Annotated in this window: 15 protein-coding genes; 8 read left to right on the top strand and 7 right to left on the bottom strand. The window is 73.6% G+C overall.

The window, feature by feature from the left end; all coding sequences use genetic code 11:
- Nucleotides 1-52: 52 nt before the first annotated feature.
- Nucleotides 53-658: an SIMPL domain-containing protein gene (locus BUE43_RS02305; RefSeq protein WP_073479627.1), complete on the top strand. Its 606-nt coding sequence runs from the start codon at nt 53-55 to the stop codon at nt 656-658.
- A 184-nt stretch (nt 659-842) separates the two neighbouring features.
- Here the strand turns inward: BUE43_RS02305 and BUE43_RS02300 are convergent, their stop codons facing one another.
- Both BUE43_RS02300 and BUE43_RS02295 read right to left on the bottom strand, forming a co-directional pair.
- Nucleotides 843-1,484, bottom strand: coding sequence for a GNAT family N-acetyltransferase (locus BUE43_RS02300; RefSeq protein WP_073479626.1), 642 nt, complete (start codon nt 1,482-1,484; stop codon nt 843-845).
- Nucleotides 1,485-1,616: 132 nt separating this feature from the next.
- The gene (locus BUE43_RS02295) at nt 1,617-2,897 is read right to left on the bottom strand and encodes an acetyl-CoA C-acetyltransferase (RefSeq protein WP_073479625.1); all 1,281 of its coding nucleotides are present in this window, start codon (nt 2,895-2,897) and stop codon (nt 1,617-1,619) included.
- A 77-nt stretch (nt 2,898-2,974) separates the two neighbouring features.
- On the opposite strand from BUE43_RS02295, the gene BUE43_RS02290 reads away from it, so the two are divergent.
- Both BUE43_RS02290 and BUE43_RS02285 read left to right on the top strand, forming a co-directional pair.
- Nucleotides 2,975-4,306: a 3-oxoacyl-ACP reductase gene (locus BUE43_RS02290; RefSeq protein ID WP_073479624.1), complete on the top strand. Its 1,332-nt coding sequence runs from the start codon at nt 2,975-2,977 to the stop codon at nt 4,304-4,306.
- Nucleotides 4,306-5,163 (top strand): MaoC family dehydratase, encoded by an 858-nt coding sequence (locus tag BUE43_RS02285; RefSeq protein WP_073480203.1) that lies wholly within the window; start codon nt 4,306-4,308, stop codon nt 5,161-5,163. Before BUE43_RS02290 ends, BUE43_RS02285 begins: the two co-directional genes overlap by 1 nt.
- Nucleotides 5,164-5,409: 246 nt before the next feature.
- Here BUE43_RS02285 and BUE43_RS02280 read toward each other — a convergent pair whose 3' ends face one another.
- A complete protein-coding gene (locus BUE43_RS02280) occupies nt 5,410-6,093 on the bottom strand; it encodes a TetR/AcrR family transcriptional regulator (RefSeq protein WP_073479623.1) in 684 nt (227 codons plus the stop codon).
- A gap of 100 nt (nt 6,094-6,193) precedes the next feature.
- Here BUE43_RS02280 and BUE43_RS02275 point away from each other — a divergent pair, with 100 nt between their 5' ends.
- Nucleotides 6,194-6,868: an SCP2 sterol-binding domain-containing protein gene (locus BUE43_RS02275; RefSeq protein WP_073479622.1), complete on the top strand. Its 675-nt coding sequence runs from the start codon at nt 6,194-6,196 to the stop codon at nt 6,866-6,868.
- Nucleotides 6,869-7,056: 188 nt separating this feature from the next.
- The gene (locus tag BUE43_RS02270; RefSeq protein WP_234995489.1) at nt 7,057-7,788 is read left to right on the top strand and encodes a PadR family transcriptional regulator; all 732 of its coding nucleotides are present in this window, start codon (nt 7,057-7,059) and stop codon (nt 7,786-7,788) included.
- Between the two features lie 227 nt (nt 7,789-8,015).
- Here BUE43_RS02270 and BUE43_RS02265 read toward each other — a convergent pair whose 3' ends face one another.
- From BUE43_RS02265 to pdhA, 3 genes are read right to left on the bottom strand one after another with little or no spacing between them, the layout of a single operon-like run.
- Nucleotides 8,016-9,503 (bottom strand): dihydrolipoamide acetyltransferase family protein, encoded by a 1,488-nt coding sequence (locus tag BUE43_RS02265; RefSeq protein WP_073479620.1) that lies wholly within the window; start codon nt 9,501-9,503, stop codon nt 8,016-8,018.
- A 10-nt stretch (nt 9,504-9,513) separates the two neighbouring features.
- Nucleotides 9,514-10,545: an alpha-ketoacid dehydrogenase subunit beta gene (locus BUE43_RS02260; protein WP_073479619.1), complete on the bottom strand. Its 1,032-nt coding sequence runs from the start codon at nt 10,543-10,545 to the stop codon at nt 9,514-9,516.
- A complete protein-coding gene (gene pdhA, locus BUE43_RS02255; protein ID WP_083959243.1) occupies nt 10,545-11,777 on the bottom strand; it encodes a pyruvate dehydrogenase (acetyl-transferring) E1 component subunit alpha in 1,233 nt (410 codons plus the stop codon). Before pdhA ends, BUE43_RS02260 begins: the two co-directional genes overlap by 1 nt.
- A 258-nt stretch (nt 11,778-12,035) precedes the next feature.
- Here pdhA and BUE43_RS02250 point away from each other — a divergent pair, with 258 nt between their 5' ends.
- Nucleotides 12,036-13,067 carry an alpha/beta hydrolase gene (locus tag BUE43_RS02250; RefSeq protein ID WP_073479617.1) on the top strand — a complete coding sequence of 344 codons (1,032 nt, stop codon included), beginning with the start codon at nt 12,036-12,038 and terminating at the stop codon, nt 13,065-13,067.
- 118 nt (nt 13,068-13,185) lie between these two features.
- Here BUE43_RS02250 and BUE43_RS02245 read toward each other — a convergent pair whose 3' ends face one another.
- Complete coding sequence (locus BUE43_RS02245) at nt 13,186-13,680, bottom strand: hypothetical protein (protein WP_073479616.1); 495 nt, start codon at nt 13,678-13,680, stop codon at nt 13,186-13,188.
- A 41-nt stretch (nt 13,681-13,721) separates the two neighbouring features.
- Between BUE43_RS02245 and BUE43_RS02240 the strand changes: the two genes are divergently transcribed.
- Nucleotides 13,722-14,312, top strand: coding sequence for a TetR/AcrR family transcriptional regulator (locus BUE43_RS02240; protein WP_073479615.1), 591 nt, complete (start codon nt 13,722-13,724; stop codon nt 14,310-14,312).
- Nucleotides 14,313-14,599: 287 nt separating this feature from the next.
- On the top strand, nt 14,600-16,021 hold the full coding sequence (locus tag BUE43_RS02235; protein WP_073479614.1) for a M20/M25/M40 family metallo-hydrolase: 1,422 nt from the start codon (nt 14,600-14,602) through the stop codon (nt 16,019-16,021).
- Nucleotides 16,022-16,080 lie beyond the last annotated feature (59 nt).

Genomic DNA, 16,080 nt, shown 5'->3' with positions numbered 1-16,080 from the left:
CCGTCGGGCGGGATCGTTGCGAGGCGGCCCGGTTGGCGGTTCGCTGGAGCCCATGGCCGAAGTGGTGACCAGGGGCAGTGGTGAGACCGAGCGGACCGCGGACCGGGCGGAGCTGTGGGCGACCTTCGCCGTCAAGGGGCGCGATCGGGCCGAGGCGGTGTCCGCGCTGAACGCGCGGGTCGCCGACGTCGAGCCGTTGCTCGCGACGCCCGGGGTGGACGTGCGGTCCCGTCAGCTGGCGGTGATGGAGAACTGGGAGCGCGACCGGGTCTCCGGCGCGCGGGCCGAGCAGCGCTACGTGCTCAGGGTGACCGATCCCGCGGTGCTGGAGGAGCTGGTCGGTCGGCTGGTGGCGGCCGAGCCGGCGAACCTGAACGGGCCGAACTGGGAGCTGTCCGACGACCACGAGGCGGTGTGGGAGGCCCAGCACCGGGCCGTGTCGGACGCCCGGCGCCGGGCCGAGGGCTACGCCGCCGCCCTGGGCGCCCAGCTCGGCCCGCTGCTGCGGCTCGCCGACGGCGGCCAGGACGGCGTCGCGACGTTCGCCGCCGCGCGCTCGTACGAGATGGCCTCGGTCGACGTGGGCGAGCTGAACCTGGAGCCCCAGCTCGTGACGGTCTCGGCGCAGTGCACCGCGACCTGGGCGCTGCTCGACTGAGCCGAGCCAACCGCCGTCCCGGGGGTTGCCGCGCTCGTGCGGCAACCCCCGGCTTGCGGCTTGCTCCGGTTCTCCTCGCGGGTAGTGGTTTCCGGAGTCCGAATCTGTCTACATTGGACTCGCCCGTAATGAAGGTGTCTACAATGGACACTCGCTGGTCGGGGCGGAAGCCCGTCGGCGACGGTCACGGGCTCCAGACCATGGTCTGCTGGTGAACGCGTCCGCCGTGGTGCCGGAGGCCGGGAACCGGCGGGGTCGGGCCGTGCCGGACGAAGCCCACGCGTTCGAAGAACCGCACCGCGCGGGTGTTCTCGCACAGGGTCTGCAGGTGGCACCCGGGCGAGCCGGTCTCCCGGAGCAGGTCGAGCCAGCGGGACATCAGCCCGTCGGCGGCACCGGTTCCCCTGGCTCGGGGCTCCACGTTGATGTGCAGGTGCGCGGGCCAGCGCGCGTCGTCGAAGTCGCCCGCGGTGGGTCTGCGCCGCGCCGCCGCCCACGCCATGTCGGCCAGGCTCCGGGCGAAGAAGGCCGCGGGTCGCGCCCGGAGGAACAGGCGGTGCGCCCTGATGGCCGTGTCCATGCGCTTGCTCTCACGGGGAAACGCCGAGCTGTCGCGGCAACCCGCCAGGTAGCCGACCAGAGCTCCGTCGAGCACGGCGACGAACAGCGAGCCCGGCTCCAGGTCCATGTACGGGTCGAGGTAGACGGCCGCCTCGGAATCCCGGTGTCCCCACAGCGAAGCGGACGGAGCACCCTCCCCCGCGCGGCCGAACAGCTCGCGCAGCGCGGGGCGGTCGGACTCCGTGAAAGCGCGAATCTCGAGCATGGGCGTCCTGTCTCCGGCGGCTACCCCTCGGCCCACGCAGTCTCGCACCGCCCGGCCGGCCAGCGTCGGCTTTCCGGAGAAGCGGCCCACGACCGCCGGCCCAGCGGTCCACCGCCCGCGGCGGGCGGGGCGTCACTTCTCCAGGATCGCGGTGACGCCCTGCCCGCCGGCCGCGCAGATGGAGATCAGGCCGCGCCCGCCGCCCCGCTCGTGCAGCGCCTTGGCCAGGGTGGCCACGATCCGACCGCCGGTCGCGGCGAAGGGGTGGCCCGCCGCGAGGGAGGAGCCGTTGACGTTCACCTTCGTCCGGTCGACCGACCCGAGCGGCCCGTCCAGGCCCAGCCGCTCCTTGCCGAACGCCGGGTCCTCCCACGCCCGGAAGGTGGCCAGCACCTGGGAGGCGAACGCCTCGTGGACCTCGTAGAGGTCGAAGTCCTCCAGCCCGAGCCCCGCCCTGGCCAGCATGCGCGGCACGGCGTGGACCGGGGCCGTCAGCAGGCCCTCGTCGCCGTGCACGAAGTCGACGGCGGCGGTCTCGCAGTGCGTCAGGTAGGCCAGCACCGGGAGCCGCCGGGCCGCCGCCCACTCCTCGCTGGCCAGCAGCACGACCGAGGCGCCGTCGCTCAGCGGGGTGGAGTTGCCCGCGGTCATCGTCGCGTTCTCCCCCCTCCCGAACACCGGCCGCAGCCGGGACAGGCGCTCCAGCGACGAGTCGGGGCGCAGGTTCTGGTCCCTGGTCAGGCCGAGGTAGGGGGTGACCAGGTCGTCGAGGAAGCCGCGGTCGTAGGCGGCGGCCAGGTTGCGGTGGCTGGCCACGGCGAGCTCGTCCTGCTCCTGCCGGCTGATCCCCCAGCGCTCGGCGGTGACCGCCGCGTGCTCGCCCATCGACAGCCCGGTCCGGGGTTCGGCGTTCTGCGGGATGGCGGGGACGAGGTGGCGCGGCCGCAGCCGGGTGAGCAGGCGGAGCCGGCCGGCGAGGCCCTTCGTGCGGTTGATCCGCAGCAGGAGCTGGCGGAGGTCCTCGTTGACGCCGATCGGCGCGTCGCTGGTGGTGTCCACCCCGCCGGCGACCCCGGACTCGACCTGCCCGAGCGCGATCTTGTTCGCCACCGCCACGATCGCCTGGAGCCCGGTGCCGCACGCCTGCTGGATGTCGTAGGCGGGCGTGTCCGGGGACAGCCGGCTGCCCAGCACGGACTCCCTGGCCAGGTTGAAGTCGCGGCTGTGCTTGAGCACCGCGCCGGCGACCACCTCGCCCAGCCGCTCGCCCCGGAGGCCGAACCGGGCGACGAGGCCGTCCAGCGCGGCGGTCAGCATGTCCTGGTTGGACGCTGTCGCGTAGGGGCCGTTGGAGCGGGCGAAGGGGATCCTGTTGCCCCCGACGATCGCGACCCGGCGGACACTCGCGGCCATCCCGACCTCCCTGTGGAACTCCCTGTTGCCCCGAACCTACTCCAGAGTAGGCTTACTTGCGAGTAGGGAGGCGTCACATGGCAGATCGGTACCAGCGGTTCGCGTCCACCGGACCCGGCCGCCTGCTCGTCCGGCGGCTGGGCCTGCCCAACCCCGTCCCGCTGCGGAGGCACCGCCCCGGAGACCCGCTGGTCGCCGCCCCGGTGCTGGTCGGCGGCGACGGCAGGGCGGTCGACGCGGTGCGGGCCGTGCTCAAGGCCGCACAGGTCGACACCCGCTCCACCGCCGAAGCCGACGCCCGGTACGGCGCGCTCGTCTTCGACGCGACCAGCATCGTGGACAGCGGCGGCCTCCGCGCGCTCTACGAGTTCTTTCACCCGGTCGTCCGCGCCCTGGTGGGCTGCGGGCGGCTGGTCGTGCTCACCACCCCACCGGAGGAATGCGCGGACCCGAGGGAGGCGACGGCGCAGCGCGCGGTCGAGGGGTTCGTCCGCTCCATGGGCAAGGAGCTGCGGCGCGGCAGCACCGCCCAGCTCGTCGCCGTCTCCGCCGGAGCCGAGGCCGGCGTCGAGTCGACGCTGCGGTTCCTGCTCTCCGGCCGGTCCGCGTACGTGTCCGGCCAGGTCGTGCGGGTCGGGCCGGTCGACACCGTGCCCACCGTGGACTGGGAACGCCCGCTCGCCGGCCGGACCGCGCTGGTCACCGGGGCCTCACGGGGGATCGGCGCGGCGATCGCCGAGGCGCTCGGCCGGGACGGCGCGCACGTCGTCTGCCTCGACGTCCCCGCGCAGGGCCAGGACCTCAGCGCGGTCGCGAACCGGATCGGCGGCTCCGCCCTCCAACTCGACATCACCTCGGGCCACGCGCCGGGACGGCTCGCCGAACACCTCAGGGAGCGGCACGGCGGCGTCGACGTCGTGGTCCACAACGCCGGCATCACCAGGGACCGGACCCTGGCGAAGATGACCGCGCAGCAGTGGGACAGCGTGCTGGCGGTGAACCTCACGGCGCAGGAGCGGGTCAACGACGTGCTCCTCGGCGCGGACGTGCTGCGCGAGGGCGGGCGGATCGTCGGCGTCTCCTCGATCGCCGGCATCGCCGGCAACGTCGGCCAGGCCAACTACGCCACCTCCAAGGCCGGGGTGATCGGCATGGTGCGGTCGCTGGCGCCGGTGCTGGCCGCGAGGGGCGGCACGGTCAACGCCGTCGCCCCCGGCTTCATCGAGACCCGGATGACCGCGGCGATCCCCCTGCTCGTGCGGGAGGCGGGACGGCGGATGAACAGCATGTCCCAGGGCGGGCTGCCGGTCGACGTCGCCGAGACCGTCGCGTGGTTCGCCAACCCGGCGTCGGCCGGGGTCAACGGCAACGTCGTGCGGGTCTGCGGCCAGAGCCTGTTGGGGGCGTGATGACGACGACGACGCACGCGCTCGCCGCGCCACCCGATCTCGGCGCGCTGTACCGCAGGGCGGTGCTCTCCGGGCTGTCCGGTTTCCTGCGCCGGGGCGGGGACCTGCCGAACACCACGCTGGAACTCCCGGCCGTCACGACGGACGTGGAGCACCTGGGCGCCTACGCGCGCGTGTGCGGGTTCCGCCTCCGCGACGAGCTGCCGGCGACCTACCCCCACGTGCTGGCGTTCCCGCTGTCCGTCCAGCTCATGGCCGACCCCTCGTTCCCGTTCCCGCTGCCCGGCCTGGTGCACGTGCGCAACCAGATCACCCAGTTCCGGCCCCTCATGGTCGACGAGGTGTTCGCGCTGCGCGTGCGCATGGCCGACCTGCGGCCGCACGAACGCGGCCAGCAGTTCGACGTGGTGGCGGAGGCGGTGGTCGCGCACCAGGTGGTGTGGCGCGACGTCAGCACCTACCTGCGACGCACGGGCGGCAGGGGAGGGCCGCGCGGGGACGTCCGACGGGAGGCGCCGGAGCCGAGCGGCCTGTGGCGGGTGCCCGCCGACGTCGGTCTCCGCTACGCGGCGGTCTCCGGGGACCGGAACCCCATCCACCTCAACCGGTTCGCCGCCCGCGCCTTCGGCTTCCCCCGCGCCATCGCGCACGGGATGTGGACGAAGGCCCGCTGCCTCACCGCCTTCGAGGGGCGACTGCCCGACGCCCTGCTGGTCGACGTCCACTTCCGGGCCCCGGTCCCGCTCCCGTCCCGCGTGGCCTTCTCCGCGCACGCGGACGCGAGCGGCTGGCTCTTCGCCCTCCACGACCCGCGCCGGGGAAAACCCCACCTCACCGGGAGCATCAATCTGATCTAGCGCCGCCGACCGTCCTCTGTGGACAGCCGCCCCGCCCCTTTTCTTGTGCCCACCCAGGGGTGGGAGAGGGGGACGAAAGCCCCCACTCCCAACGTCGCACGGGGGCACGACAGAAAACGGTGTGTCGGCGCGGCGCGACACGAGGGTGTGGCGGAGAAATCCCCACCCGAGTGATCGGGCTCCGCCGCGGTGGCCGCGCGGCGGTGCGGTGGTCGTGGTCCGGCGCGTGGCCGGGGCCGAGGCGCCTCAGGCGGGTTCGGCGTCCGCCTTCGCCGACGTCGGGGGCTGCCAGTTCCGGCCGCGCACGAGGTTGCCGAAGCCCATCCACGCGAGGTTCATCAGACGGGCCGCCATGGCCTTGGCCGACTCGTCGGGGTGGTCCAGCCACCAGTCGGCCAGCGACTCGCCCGCGCCCACGAGGGCGGCGGCCATGGCCTCGGTCTCCCCGAGGAACCACTCCGGCACGCCCTCGGCGACGGCCGCCTGGGCGAGCAGCGCGCCGATCAGGGCGATCGCCCGGCGCCGGCCCTCCGCGATCTCGGCGGCGAACGGCTGCCCCTCGGAGCCGGCCTGCCGGTGCAGGACGTTCCAGCTGTCGCGGTACTCGCCGACGAAGGTGAAGAAGGCCAGGACTCCCCGCCAGAGCCGCTCCTCGGGCGCCAGCTCGGGGTCCACGACCGCGCCGACGGCGTCGACCAGCCGACCCGCCTCGCGCTTGATGCACACCGCGAAGAGCTCCTCCTTGGAGCCCAGGTACGCGTACACCATCGGCTTCGAGATCCCGGCCACGACGGCGACCTCGTCCATGGACGCCGCGTGGTAGCCGCGCTGGGAGAACACCGCGGTCGCGGCGTCCAGGATCTGCCGCTCCCGCACCGCGCGGGGCAGCCGTTTGGCGCGGGCCGGCCGGTCCCCCTGCTCTGAACGCATCAAGCCCCCTCGTCGTGCTGACCACCCAGGTTATCCGGCGGCCTTGCGGCCCTACCTACTCAACAGTAGGCTTACTCGCGAGTAGGTACAGGAGGCGCCGATGTCGGAGATCGAGGACCTCACCGCCGACACCCTCGCACGGCTGACCCCCGGCCAGGTGATCGAGTTGCTCCGCCGGCACGGTCCCGGCGACCCGCGCCTCGCGGATCTCGACATCGACACCGTCGCCCGCGCCGTCGACCCGAAGCGCCTCGACGACGAGGAGCTCGCCGAGCTGCTCACCGTCATCGCCCGGCTCGCGGCCGACGACGCCCACAGCGCCCACGGGGCCCGCTTCGACCTGGGGCGGATGGACCCGCGGAACTTCGCCCGCATCATGTCCCGCGCCTCGCAGCGGCAGATCGACGCCGTGATGGCGCGACCGGAGCTGAGGGCCCTGGTCCTGGACGAGGTCTTCCGGCGGATGGCGGTCCACTTCCGGGCCGACCGGGCGGGCGACACGCGCGGCGTCGTCCACTTCCGGATCACGGGCGCGGCCACCGAGGACGGCTTCGACCGGTACCAGGTCGTGATCGAGGACGGCCGGTGCGACGTCGGCCGCGGGCACGGCGGGGACCCGCGCGCCACGGTCACCCTCGGCCCCGCGGAGTTCCTGCGCCTCGCCACCGGCAACGCCTCGGCCCCGGTGCTGTTCATGACCGGGAAGCTCAAGGTCAGGGGGGATCTCGGTTTCGCGGCCGGCTTCCTGAGCCTCTTCGACGTTCCCCGCGCCTGAGGGCTCCCCCCGACGAGGGGGGACACCGAGGGGGCGTTCCGTGCCGATGGCCCCGGCCGGGACGCCCCCTCGTCGTGTTCGCGGTCACAGATCCGACGCGTGGTTGGCAGACGCCCTGTCTCGATATATCGTTGACGTGTCGCGAACGAACGAAGACAGGTCGCGACATGGTTGAGAGGGGGACTCTCATGAGCGCACAGGCGATGCCTTCTCCCGGACGTTTCTCCGGGCCTTTTCCCGGGGGGACTCCGTTCCACGAGGCCGCCCGGTGGATGCGGATGGCGATGCGCGGCGAGCACCACGGGCACGGGTCGGAGCACGGCCGCGGCCACGGACGTGGGCGCGGCCGTGACCGGGGTGGCTTCGGCTTCCCGCCCTTCGGCGGGTTCCCGTTCGGCGGGCCCGGCGGCGGCCCCGGGGGGCCGTGGGGCCGGCGGCCGCGGGTGCGGCGGGGCGACGTCCGCGCGGCGGCGCTCGCGCTGCTCGCGGAGAAGCCGATGAACGGCTACCAGATCATCCAGGAGATCAGGCAGCGCAGCGAGGGGATGTGGCGGCCCAGCTCGGGCTCGGTCTACCCGGCGCTGCAGCAGTTGGAGGACGAGGGCCTGATCCGCGCCGTGGAGCAGGAGGGCGGCCGGCGCGCCTTCGAGCTCACCGAGGCCGGCCGGAGCCACGTCGAGGAGCGCGCCGAGGAGCTGCGGGCCCCGTGGGCCGCGGTCACCGAGGACATCGACAACGCCAGCCGCGAGTTCCGGCACCTGGTCCAGCAGACCGCGTTCGCGGTGATGCAGGTGATGCAGGCCGGTTCCCCGGCGCAGGTCGAGGAGGCCCGCAAGGTCCTCAACGAGACCCGCAAGGCGATGTACCGCATCCTCGCCGAGGACGACCTGACCAGCGAGGACGACGAGCCCGAGGGCTGAGCGGCGCGCGCCGCGGCTGACCCGTCAGCGCGGCGGACCTCCAGGGGGAGGCGGTCGGCGGGGTGGCGCCGGGAAGGACTGGCGTCACCCCGCCGACCCGTTCCGGGGCTCGCGGCGTTCCCGGGGGAAGGGACGCCGGGGCCGGAAAACCGGAAAACCGGAAAGACGTGTGGGGCCGGCGCGACGAACGCGCCGGCCCCACACGTGTCCTCGTCGGGGTCGCCGGATCAGTAGGTGATCGCCACCGCCGGGTCCGCGAGCAGGGCGCCGACGTCGGCCAGGAACTGCGAGCCCTGCTGGCCGTCGACCACCCGGTGGTCGAAGCTCAGCGCGAGCTGGCAGACCTTGCGCGGCACGACCTGGCCGTCGACCACCCACGGCATGTCGCGGATCGCGCCGAGCGCGAGGATCGCGGACTCGCCGGGGTTGATGATCGGGGTGCCGGTGTCCACCCCGAACACGCCGACGTTGGTGATGGTGAAGGTGCCGTTGAGCATGTCGGCCGGCGCGGTCCTGCCGTCCCGCGCGGTCGTCGTCAGCCCCTCCAGGGCGACGGCCAACTCACGCAGGGACAACCGGTCGGCGTCCCTGACCTTCGGCACCACCAGGCCGCGCGGCGTCGCCGCCGCGATGCCCAGGTGCACGTACTCCTTGTAGACGATCTCGCCGGCCTGCGCGTCCCAGGTGGCGTTCACGTCCGGCGTGCGGCGGGCCGCCAGGCAGACCGCCTTCGCGGCGAACACCAGCGGGGTGAGCTTCACGTCCCGGAACTCGGGGTGGTTCTTCAACCGGGCCCGCAGCTCCATCATCGGCGTGACGTCCACGGTCAGGAACTCCGTGACGTGCGGCGCCGTGAACGCGCTGTCGACCATGGCCTGGGCCGTGGCCTTGCGCACGCCCCGGATCGGCACCCGGCGCTCCCTCGTCGCCGGGTCGTACGCCGCCGGTCCCGCGGGCGCCGCCGCCGGCGCGGCGGCCTCGGCCCCGCCCCGCCCGGCGTTCGCCACGTCCTCACGGGTGATCACGCCGTCCGGGCCGGTCCCGACCACCGTGCGCAGGTCGACGCCCAGCTCCTTGGCGAGCTTGCGCACCGGCGGCTTGGCCAGCGGCACCAGCTCGCCCGGCGACGCCGGCGCGACCGGTGCCGGGGCGGCGGGGGCCGGAGTGCCGGCCGCGGAACCGGGCGCGGAACCGGGCGCGCGGCCGTTGGCCGGACGCGGCTCCGCCGGGGCGGCCGCCGGGGGCGGAGTCGGCGCGGCCGGGGCCGAGGCGGCCGGAGCCGCCGCGCCGCCCTTGCGCGCCCGCCGCTTCGCGGTCGTGGCCTTCGGGCCGTACCCGACCAGCGTGGCGATCCGCCCGCCGGGCATCTCCTCGCCGATCTTGCCGGCCGACGTGCCGTTCGCCGCCTGGGCGCCCGTCTCACCCTTGCCGGACGTGCCGGCGTCCTCCCGCGACGCCGGCGCCCCGCCCGGGTCCACGTCGATCGTGATGATCGGCGAGCCCACGTCCACCGTCTGGCCGACCTCGGCCAGCAGCTCGGTCACCACCCCCGCGAACGGCGAGGGCAGCTCGACCGCGGCCTTGGCGGTCTCGATCTCCACGATGATCTGGTTGACCGCGACCTCGTCGCCCGGCCGCACGTGCCAGGTGAGGATCTCGGCCTCGGTCAGCCCCTCGCCGACGTCGGGCAGGGGGAACTGCTTGAACTGCGGCATCCCGGCTCCCTCAGAAGGCCAGCGAACGGTCGACGGCGTGCAGCACCCGGTCCAGGTCGGGGAGGAACTCCTCCTCCAGCTTGCTGGGCGGGTACGGCGTGTCGAAGCCGGTCACCCGGAGCACGGGCGCCTCCAGCGAGTAGAAGCACTCCTGCTGCACCCTGGCGGCGATCTCGGCGGTCACCGACGACTCGCTGGGGGCCTCGCTGGCCAGGACCAGCCGGCCGGTGCGGCGCACCGAGTCGATCACCGGTCCGAGGTCCAGCGGGGACAGCGTCCGCAGGTCGACGACCTCCAGCTCCACCCCGTCCTCGGCGGCGGCGGTGGCCGCCTCCAGGCAGGTCTTCACCATCGGGCCGTAGCAGGCGACGGTCACCGAGCCGCCCTGCCGCAGCACGCGCGAGGCAAACAGCGGGTCCGGGGTGGCCGTGGTGTCGAGCTGGGCCTTCTCGTAGTACCGCCGCTTGGGCTCGAAGAAGATCACCGGGTCGTCGGACTCGACGGCCTGCTGGATCATCCAGTACGCGTCGACCGGGTTGGAGCAGGCCACGACCCGCAGACCCGCGGTGTGCGCGAAGTAGGACTCGGGGGACTCGGAGTGGTGCTCCACCGCGCCGATGCCGCCCCCGAACGGGATGCGCACCACGACCGGCACCTTGATCCGGCCCTGGCTGCGGAAGTGCAGCTTGGCGAGCTGGCTGACGATCTGGTCGAAGCCGGGGAAGACGAAACCGTCGAACTGGATCTCGCACACCGGCCGGAAGCCCCGGATGGCCAGGCCGATCGCGGTGCCGATGATCCCGGACTCCGCCAGCGGCGTGTCCAGCACCCGCTGCTCGCCGAAGTCCTTCTGCAGGCCGTCGGTGACCCGGAAGACGCCGCCGAGCTTGCCGACGTCCTCACCCATGACGACGACCTTCGGGTCGCGCTCCAGTGCGGCCCGCAGGCCCATGTTCAGGGCCTTGACCATCGTGACGGTCTGGACCGGGGTCCGGCCCTCACCCGGCGCGACGGCCCGCTCGTTCACGGTCGGTGCGGCCATCAGTGCTCACCTCCGGCGTGCGCGTCGGCGAAACCCGCCATGTAGTCGAGGAACTCGTCGCGCTGCGCCCGCACCTGCGGGCTCTCCTGCGCGTAGACCTCGGAGAAGATCCGCTCCGGGCCGGGGGTGGGCATGTTGACGCAGAAGTCGCGCAGCCGCGCGGCCAGCTCGTCGGCGTCGGCCTGCACTGAGTCGAAGAACTCCTGGTCGGCCCACTGCTGCTTGACCAGGTGCACCCGGACCCGCTCGATCGGGTCCTTCAGCTTCCACGCCTCCAGCTCGTCGGAGAGGCGGTAGCGCGTCGGGTCGTCGGAGGTGGTGTGCGCGTCCATCCGGTAGGTGAACGCCTCGATCAGCACCGGGCCGTTGCCGTGCCGGCACTCGTCGAGCGCCCAGCGGGAGACCGCGAGGCAGGCCAGGACGTCGTTGCCGTCCACCCGGATGCCGGGGAAGCCGTACCCGGAGGCGCGCTGGTACAGCGGCACCCTGGTCTGCCGCTCGATCGGCTCGGAGATGGCCCACTGGTTGTTCTGGCAGTAGAAGACGACGGGCGCGTCGTACACCGACGCCCAGACCATCGCCTCGTGCACGTCGCCCTGGCTGGTGGCGCCGTCGCCGAAGAAGCAGATGGTGGCCTCGCCGTCGTCGTCGCCCACCTTGCCCTGGAACCGCTGGCCCATGGCGTAGCCGGTCGCGTTGAGGCACTGGTTGCCGATGACGATCGTGTAGAGGTGGAAGCGCGCGGCCAGCGGGTCCCAGCTACCGTGGTCGGTGCCCCGGAAGATGCCGAGGATCTCGGTCGGGTCGATGCCCCGACACCAGGCCACACCGTGCTCCCGGTAGCTCGGGAAGGCCATGTCGTGCGGCTTCATCGCCCGGCCGGCCCCGATCTGCGCGGCCTCCTGACCCAGCAGCGGCACCCAGATGCCGAGCTGGCCCTGCCGCTGCAGCGCGTTGCCCTCCCGGTCGGCGCGCCGGATCAGGACCATGTCGCGGTACAGCCCGCGAAGCTCCTCGGGAGTGACCTCGATGTCGAAGTCGGGGTGGTGGACCCGTTCACCCTCGGGGGTGAGCAGCTGCACCAGGTCGGCGCCACCCTCGGTGGTGGCCCGCAGTCCGGCGATCACTTGGTCCCTCGTCGGTGTGCCAGCGGTGGCCGCTGTGACGTCCGTTGACCGCGGTCCAGCACCTGGCTGGCCCACCGGACGCGTCCATTGCTCCGGCGACGACATGCGTCTCTCCTCGTCCTCTCGGCCGCCCCGGCCGCTTGTGGCGACCGGCGCGACTGCGCCGTCGGCGGGAGCCGTCGCGCGCCGGTCAGGCACGGACGGCGGACCGTCGACGCTGACGGATCGCTCACCAGCCATCCTGACACGGAACCTCCTGTGCTCGTGAGCCCTGCCACATGTGGCCGAGACCACCTGATCGAGTTAACCGGTCAAGGCGCAGTGCAGCCTTGCCTTCGTCCGCACAGCACACCAGGAGGCTCCATGCGCCCAGCACGCCGCCCCCTTCCGACGCTGTTAGCGCTGCTCATTGGGGTGATGGCGGCACTCACCGCCACACCGGCCCTCGCGGCTCCCCCGGTGGTGCCGGCGGAGGCGCCGGCACAGGCCGCGTCCGCGCCGGCGCACGTCGTCGCGGAGAAGCGCGTCAGCGAGCGCGTCCTCGACGTCACGGTGTGGTCCCCGGCGTTGAGGCAGAAGGCCACCGCGCGCCTCCTGCTGCCCGTCGGGTGGGACCGCGGCAGCGGCCGCCACTGGCCGACGCTGTGGTTGCTCGCCGGGTGCTGCAGCCTGGAGTCGCACACGGGGTGGACCGCGTTCACCGACGTCGAGGACCGGCCCGAGCTGCGGGACGTGCTGGTCGTGATGCCGGACGCCGGCCTCGCCGGCTTCTACAGCGACTGGTGGAACGGCGGTCGGGGTGGGGTGCCCGGCTGGGAGACCTTCCACCTCGGCGAGCTGCGGACCCTGCTGGAGCGCGACTACGGCGCCGGGGCGCGGCGGGCGGTCGCCGGCCTGTCGATGGGCGGCTTCGGCGCCCTGAGTTACGCGGCGCGGCACCCCGGCATGTTCCGGGCGGCCGCCTCCTACAGCGGGCTGGTCCACAACCTGCACCCCGGCGGGCCGCAGTACGCGTTCCCGACCGGCGCCGCCTTCGTCCAGGCGCTGGTCAAGGCCTCGGGGGACGACCCGAACGCGCTGTGGGGCGACCCGGAGGCGCAGCGGCACGTCTGGGCCGCGCACAACCCCTACGACCTGGCGGTCCTGCTCCGGCGCATCCCGGTGCACATCTCCGCGGGCACCGGGGAGCCCGGCCCGCTGGACGCGCCGGGCAAGCAACCGGACAGGGCCGAGGCGCTCCTGCACGCCGAGGCCGTCGACGTCGCCGACCGGCTCCGCGCGCTGGGCGGCCGGGTGACCACGACGCTCGGCGAGCCGGGCACCCACGACTGGCCCTACTGGGAGCGGGAGCTGCACAAGTCGCTCCCGATGCTCCTCGACGCCATCCGGAACTGACGGCATCCGGGACTGACGCTTCCCCCTCCGCGCCCCCGACGTCCGTCGGGGGCGCGGAGACGTTTTGGCGAAAGAACTTCCTGCCAGTCTTCTGTCCGATGTGGAGAGAGGGAGGCCGTCACGCGACGCCGGAGGGCACCGTGCGCGGCCTCGCGCGCCGGCGCAGGACGCCGCTCTGCGTCCAGAGGGTCAGCGCCACGTACAGGTAGATCGTCGACGTGCCGAGCAGGCCGACGTGGGTGGTGTGGTCGATCCAGGCGCCCATGCCCAGGTGGGCGCCGACCGAGGCCAGCCACAGCACCACGGTGGCCACGGTCCCCTGGCGCAGCGCCCGGCCCGTCTCGTCGTGCGACACCCGCACCGACAGCGCCCGCACCGCGCCGAACGCCACCGCCACCACGAAGGTGAGGAGCACGAGCGCGACCGTGCCGGCCGACAGGGCGTGGTACTTCGTCACCGAGGCGACCCCGAAGGCGGTCCCGGCGACGCCGAGCGCCCCGACCAGGACGGACGTCACCACGGCCGGTTTCCGGCGGATCGGCCGCGGCCGCAGTTGGCGCAGGACCACCAGCGCCGTCACCACGAGCCAGACGGCCACGTTGACCACGGCCACGCGCGTCCCCCAGTTCTTGAAACGACTGTTTCACGAATAGGATGACGCATCCGGAGAGCGAAGTCGAGGGGCACCCGTTGGCGCGACCGCCCGATCCCGAGCGCCGGGCCCGCATCCTGGCCCGCGCGACCGACCACGTCCTGGCGCACGGCCTGGCCGGCCTCAGCCTCCGCCCGCTGGCCGCCGCCCTCGGCACCAGCACCCGGATGCTGCTCTACGACTTCGGCAGCAAGGAACAGCTGGTCACCGAGCTGCTCGCCGAGGCGCGCCGACGGCAGGCGCTCCTGTACGCCGAGCGGTTCCACGCCCCAGGAGCGTCCCGCAGGGAGACGGTCGAGCTGGCCTGGGAGTGGCTCACCGCCGAGGAGCGCGCGCCGTACATGCGGCTGCTGTTCGAGGTGTACGTCGACGCGATGGCCCGTCCCGAGGCGTACGCCGACGGCGGCAGCGCGCTGGTGGCCGACTGGCTCGGATTCTTCGCCCCGCTGCTGCGCGGCAGCGACGTGGACAGCGTCGACGTGACCGTGATCCTCGCGGTGCTCCGCGGCCTGTTGCTGGACCGTCTCACCGCGCCCGACCCGGAGCGCACCGACCGGGCCTTCGCCCGCTTCGCGGCCCTGCTCCGGGACTGAGAAACCCGCCTGACCGGCCACGCCGACTCCGGCGCTCCGGTGCGCACTGCCTGACTGGCGGGCGTGACACGAGTCCGTGCCGTTCTGTGTGCGACGTGGTCGACCTGGGCGACAGGGTGATCACCTGGTTTGGGCGGAATGCGGTGAGGCCGGCGACGCTCTGTCGACGTCTTCGCGCCAATGCCGGGGCCGAGCTGGGATTCCGTGTCGTCCGGAATGCGTCGTTCGGGTGGGTGCGCATTCGGCCGGGCTCGTGCGGGCGTCTCGCCGGATGCGAGGATCGGGACGTGGATCGCGCAGCGCTGACCCGAACTGTTCAGGGGCTCTGGGACGACGACGTCCTGCCGAGCCTGTCCGAGCTGGTCGCCGTGCCCGCGGTGTCGCCGGCCTTCGACCCCCAGTGGGCGGCCAGCGGCCATCTCGACGCCGCCGTCGAGCACATGCGGCGGTGGCTCGCCGGGCGCACCCTGCCCAACACGACCATCGAGGTCATCCAGCTCGACGGGCGCACTCCACTGCTGGTGGTCGACATCCCGGCCACGGACGGCGCCAAGGCGGACGCCGGCACGGTGCTGCTGTACGGCCACCTGGACAAGCAGCCGCCGGTCGGGGGCTGGTCCGAGGGCCTGGACCCGTGGAAGCCCGTGATCAGGGACGGCCGGCTGTACGGCCGTGGCTCGGTCGACGACGGTTACGCCGGCTACGCCGCGGTGGCCGCGATCGAGGCGCTCCGCGCGAACGGCGGCTCGCACGCCCGGTGCGTGCTGCTGCTGGAGACCGGCGAGGAGTCGGGCAGCCCGGACCTGCCCGCCTACCTGGAGCACCTGGCCGACCGGCTGGGGCGCGTGTCGCTCGTCGTGTGCCTCGACTCGGGCGCCGGCGACTACGAGCGGCTGTGGCTGACGACCTCGCTGCGCGGCCTCGTGCAGGTGGAGGTCACCGCGCACGTGCTGGACGTGGGCCAGCACTCGGGCGCGGCCACCGGCGTCGTGCCCAGCTCCTTCCGCGTGCTGCGGGCGCTGCTCGACCGGATCGAGGACCCGCTGACCGGCGAGATCCGGCTCCCCGAGATGTCGGTCGACGTGCCGGACGACCGGATGGCCGAGCTGCGGGACACCGTCGAGGTGACCCGTGGCGCGCTGCGCACCATGTTCCCGCTGGCCCAGGGCGTGCGGCCGGTCGCCGATGACGACGTCGAGCTCGCCCTGAACCGCACGTGGCGGCCCACCCTGTCGGTCATCGGCGCGGACGGCCTGCCCGCTCCGGCCGACGCGGGCAACGTGCTGCGGCCGTGGACCACTCTCTGCCTGAGCTTCCGCCTGCCGCCGACCGCCGACGCCGACGCGGCGCTGGCGGCGGTGCGCCGGGCGCTCACCACCGACGTGCCCTACGGCGCGCGGATCGAGCTGGGCCGGCTGGAGACCGGCAGCGGGTGGAACGCGCCCACGCTGGCCCCCTGGCTGCGGAACGCGTTGGACGCCGCCAGCGAGGACGTGTTCGGCGAGCCGTGGCGGACCCTCGGCGAGGGCGGGTCGATCCCGTTCATGGGCCTGCTGCACGACGCCTACCCGGAGGCGCAGTTCGTGGTCACCGGCGCGCTCGGGCCGGGCTCGAACGCGCACGTGCCCGACGAGTCGCTGCACCTGGAGTACGTGGCCAAGGTGACCGCCGGCGTGGCGGTGGTCCTGGACGCGCACGCCACCGCCTGACGTCGACGCGCCCGCCTCCCGGCCCCGCGCCGGGGAGGCGGGCGTACGTGCGTCGGCGA

Source organism: Streptoalloteichus hindustanus (assembly GCF_900129375.1).
GTDB classification, from domain to species: domain Bacteria; phylum Actinomycetota; class Actinomycetes; order Mycobacteriales; family Pseudonocardiaceae; genus Streptoalloteichus; species Streptoalloteichus hindustanus.
Note: the sequence above shows the minus strand (reverse complement) of the source record. Positions and strands in the feature narration are given on the sequence as shown.

What these genes read in the sequence shown, in the direction of transcription:
- BUE43_RS02305 (WP_073479627.1), top strand. Translation starts at nt 53, where the DNA reads ATGGCCGAAGTGGTGACCAGGGGCAGTGGTGAGACCGAGCGGACCGCG.
- BUE43_RS02300 (WP_073479626.1), bottom strand. Translation starts at nt 1,484, where the DNA reads ATGCTCGAGATTCGCGCTTTCACGGAGTCCGACCGCCCCGCGCTGCGC.
- BUE43_RS02295 (WP_073479625.1), bottom strand. Translation starts at nt 2,897, where the DNA reads ATGGCCGCGAGTGTCCGCCGGGTCGCGATCGTCGGGGGCAACAGGATC.
- BUE43_RS02290 (WP_073479624.1), top strand. Translation starts at nt 2,975, where the DNA reads ATGGCAGATCGGTACCAGCGGTTCGCGTCCACCGGACCCGGCCGCCTG.
- BUE43_RS02285 (WP_073480203.1), top strand. Translation starts at nt 4,306, where the DNA reads ATGACGACGACGACGCACGCGCTCGCCGCGCCACCCGATCTCGGCGCG.
- BUE43_RS02280 (WP_073479623.1), bottom strand. Translation starts at nt 6,093, where the DNA reads ATGCGTTCAGAGCAGGGGGACCGGCCGGCCCGCGCCAAACGGCTGCCC.
- BUE43_RS02275 (WP_073479622.1), top strand. Translation starts at nt 6,194, where the DNA reads ATGTCGGAGATCGAGGACCTCACCGCCGACACCCTCGCACGGCTGACC.
- BUE43_RS02270 (WP_234995489.1), top strand. Translation starts at nt 7,057, where the DNA reads ATGAGCGCACAGGCGATGCCTTCTCCCGGACGTTTCTCCGGGCCTTTT.
- BUE43_RS02265 (WP_073479620.1), bottom strand. Translation starts at nt 9,503, where the DNA reads ATGCCGCAGTTCAAGCAGTTCCCCCTGCCCGACGTCGGCGAGGGGCTG.
- BUE43_RS02260 (WP_073479619.1), bottom strand. Translation starts at nt 10,545, where the DNA reads ATGGCCGCACCGACCGTGAACGAGCGGGCCGTCGCGCCGGGTGAGGGC.
- pdhA (WP_083959243.1), bottom strand. Translation starts at nt 11,777, where the DNA reads ATGTCGTCGCCGGAGCAATGGACGCGTCCGGTGGGCCAGCCAGGTGCT.
- BUE43_RS02250 (WP_073479617.1), top strand. Translation starts at nt 12,036, where the DNA reads ATGCGCCCAGCACGCCGCCCCCTTCCGACGCTGTTAGCGCTGCTCATT.
- BUE43_RS02240 (WP_073479615.1), top strand. Translation starts at nt 13,722, where the DNA reads ATGACGCATCCGGAGAGCGAAGTCGAGGGGCACCCGTTGGCGCGACCG.